The 3,100-nt window shown below is 72.1% G+C and carries 4 protein-coding genes; all 4 read left to right on the top strand.

Annotated elements, in window-relative coordinates; translation table 11 throughout:
* Positions 1–988, top strand: a 988-nt coding sequence (locus O3Q52_RS51175) for a Pls/PosA family non-ribosomal peptide synthetase (protein ID WP_332113027.1), incomplete at its 5' end; no start/stop codon positions are given.
* Positions 976–2,439 (top strand): M1 family metallopeptidase, encoded by a 1,464-nt coding sequence (locus tag O3Q52_RS51170; protein WP_269655256.1) that lies wholly within the window; start codon positions 976–978, stop codon positions 2,437–2,439. The genes O3Q52_RS51175 and O3Q52_RS51170, both read left to right, overlap by 13 nt.
* 105 nt (positions 2,440–2,544) lie before the next feature.
* A complete protein-coding gene (locus tag O3Q52_RS51165; protein WP_269655255.1) occupies positions 2,545–2,868 on the top strand; it encodes a trypco2 family protein in 324 nt (107 codons plus the stop codon).
* 13 nt (positions 2,869–2,881) lie between these two features.
* Positions 2,882–3,100: hypothetical protein (locus O3Q52_RS51160; protein WP_269655254.1), on the top strand; the 219-nt coding region annotated here is incomplete at its 3' end.

The raw sequence follows: 3,100 nt of genomic DNA, 5'->3' as shown, positions 1-3,100 counted from the left end.
CGCGGAGGTGTCGACGGTGCTCGCGCTGCCGAGCCTGACGACGGTCGGCGAGGGCGCGTTCCTGGCCGACGACACACTGACCGCCCCGTACGAGCTCGGAGGCGGCTGGATGCGGATCGGGCGGGCCGAGATCGGGCGCCGCGCCTTCCTCGGGAACTCCGGGATGACCGCGCCGGGCCGTTCCGTGCCGGACGGCGGTCTGGTCGGAGTGCTGTCCGCGACACCGAAGAAGGCCAAGAAGGGCAGCTCCTACCTCGGGCTGCCGCCGGTCAAGCTGCCCCGCTCGACGCAGGGCGGCGACCAGAGCCGTACGTACGATCCGCCGGCGCGGCTGCTGTGGGCGCGCGGGCTTGTCGAGCTGTGCCGGATCGTGCCCGTCTTCTGCTCGGCCGCGCTTGCCGTGCTGACGATCGCCGCGCTGAGCGCGCTCGGGGCCTGGGCCTGGGCGCTCGCCGGGATCGTGCTGCTGGGCGCCGGGGCCGCCGCCGGGCTGCTGTCCGTGATCGCCAAGTGGCTGCTCGTGGGGCGGCACCGGACCGGTGAGCACCCGCTGTGGAGCGGTTTCGTGTGGCGCAACGAGCTGGCCGACACCTTCGTCGAGGTCGTCGCCGTGCCGTGGTTGGCCGGGTCCGTGCCGGGTACTCCCGTCATGAACCTGTGGCTCCGCGGCCTCGGCGCCCATATCGGCAAGGGTGTGTGGGTGGAGAGCTACTGGCTGCCCGAGACGGACCTGGTGACGCTGGAGGACGCGGCGACGGTGAACCGTGGCTGTGTGCTGCAGACCCACCTCTTCCACGACCGGATCTTGCGGACGGATACTGTGGTCCTCCGTGAGGGCGCCACCCTGGGCCCGGGCGGAATCGTTCTGCCCGGCAGCACCGTCGGGGCGCGCAGCACACTGGGACCCGCGTCCCTCGTCATGGCGGCGGAATCCGTTCCCGACGACACCCGTTGGCTGGGCAACCCGATCGAGGCATGGCGTCCCTAGGCGCGGCCCGTACGGCGCCCGGGGAGGGAAGTCCGGCACGCCGTACGAGCACAGCGCAGGGAGCAGACACTTCAGTGGTTCAGCAGACAGTGGGAGCGGATCCGTACTTCCCGGCGAACGGTGATCCCCGTTACCGGGTGCATCGGTACGAACTCGCCCTGGACTACCGTCCGGGACCCAACCGGCTGTCCGGCACCGCGCGCCTGAACGCCATAGCGGGCCGGTCGCCGGTCGCCGAGTTCCAGCTGAACCTCGCCGACTTCCGGATCGGCCGGGTCAGGGTCGACGGGCGGACGACGCACTACACGCACCGCGGCGGCAGGCTGCGGATCCGCCCGCCGAAGCCGGTCCGGGCCGGTGCCGCGTTCACCGTGGAGGTGCACTGGTCGGGAAACCCCAAGCCGGTGCGCAGCCCGTGGGGCGGGCTCGGCTGGGAGGAGCTGGAGGACGGGGCGCTGGTGGCCAGCCAGCCGGTTGGGGCGCCGTCCTGGTACCCGTGCAACGACCGCCCGGCGGACAAGGCCTCGTACCAGATCTCGATCACCACGCCGTCGGCCTACTCGGTGGTGGCGGGCGGCCGGCTGCTGACCCGTACGACGAAGGCGTCCACGACGACGTGGGTGTACGAGCAGTCGGCGCCCACGTCCAGTTATCTGGTCGGGCTGTCGGTCGGGAAGTACCAGACCGTGCTGCTCGGCGATCCGGGTCTCGGCGGTGTCCCGCAGGCCGGGCACATTCCGGCGCACCTGCTCACGGAGTTCTCCCGGGACTTCGCGCGGCAGCCTTCGATGATGCAGCTCTTCGAGGAACTCTTCGGCCCGTACCCGTTCGGCGAGTACGCGGTGGTCGTCACCGAGGAGGAGCTGGACGTCCCGGTGGAGGCGCAGGGGCTGTCCCTGTTCGGCGCCAACCACGTGGACGGGGCGCGGAGTTCGGAGCGGCTGGTGGCGCACGAGCTGGCCCACCAGTGGTTCGGCAACAGTGTGAGCATCGCCGACTGGCGGCACATCTGGCTGAACGAGGGGTTCGCGAAGTACGCGGAGTGGCTGTGGTCGGAGCGGTCCGGCGGACGCAACGCCCAGGCGCTCGCGGGCCTCGCGCACCGCAAGCTGTCCGCGCTGCCGCAGGACCTGAGGCTGTCCGACCCGGGCCGCAAGCTGATGTTCGACGACCGGCTCTACGAGCGCGGCGGGCTGCTGCTGCACGCGGTGCGGTGCGCGCTGGGGGACGACGCGTTCTTCCGGATGCTGCGCGGGTGGGCGTCGGTGCACCGGGGTGGCACGGTCACCACGGCGGCCTTCACGACGCATGTGGCTCGGTATGCGACGGAGCCGTTGGACGACCTGTTCCGGTCGTGGCTGCATGAGACGGCGTTGCCGCCGTTGCCGTCCCCCTCGGCGGCGATTCCGGCGCGGCCGCCGTATCCGCCCTCGAACGCCGACTCCGCGTAGCGCCCTGCGGGCTCCGACTCGCCACCCGGGCAGGGGTGCCGGGAGACGCGGGTGTCATCATGGACGGTGTTCACGGTGCCGCAGCGAAGTCACGGGGGTCGTGCGATGGGCAGTGAGAGCGGGGCTGTTGCCGGTGGTCTTGCCGAGACGATCGAGGCGTTGCGGGCCGAGTTGACGGCCGCGATGGCGCGCGGCAGCGGTGAGCCGCTGCAGTTCGAACTCGGGCAGGTGGACGTCGAGTTGGCGCTCGCCATCACGCGCGAGGGGTCGGGCAGCGGCGGACTGCGCTTCGGAGTGGTGTCGTTCGGGGCGGCGGGGAAGGCCGCGTCGGAGACGACCCACCGGCTGTCTCTCACGCTCAACCCGGTGGCGGCGAGCGGAGACGGTCCCGTGCGGGTGACCGCCGACGTCGACGGCGAGCCGCGCTGAGGAGGCCCTGGACGTGCCGTTGACCGCTCAGCGTGTCGCGGAGGTGTTCAACCCCCGGTCCGGCGTGGTGGGTTCGGGGTGGTTCATCACGCCGCAGCTCGTACTCACGGTGTGGCACGCGGCCGAGGGAACGGCACCTGCCGGCGAGGCCGCTCCCGGCCCCCCGCCGCCTCGCCGCTCCCTGTCGCCGGCGGCGCTGGACGAGCTGGCCGACGGCCGCGAGCCGTGCCGG

Source organism: Streptomyces sp. ActVer, assembly GCF_027270795.1.
In the GTDB taxonomy this organism is placed as follows: Bacteria; Actinomycetota; Actinomycetes; order Streptomycetales; family Streptomycetaceae; genus Streptomyces; species Streptomyces umbrinus_A.
This window is presented reverse-complemented; position numbering and strand designations above follow the sequence as displayed.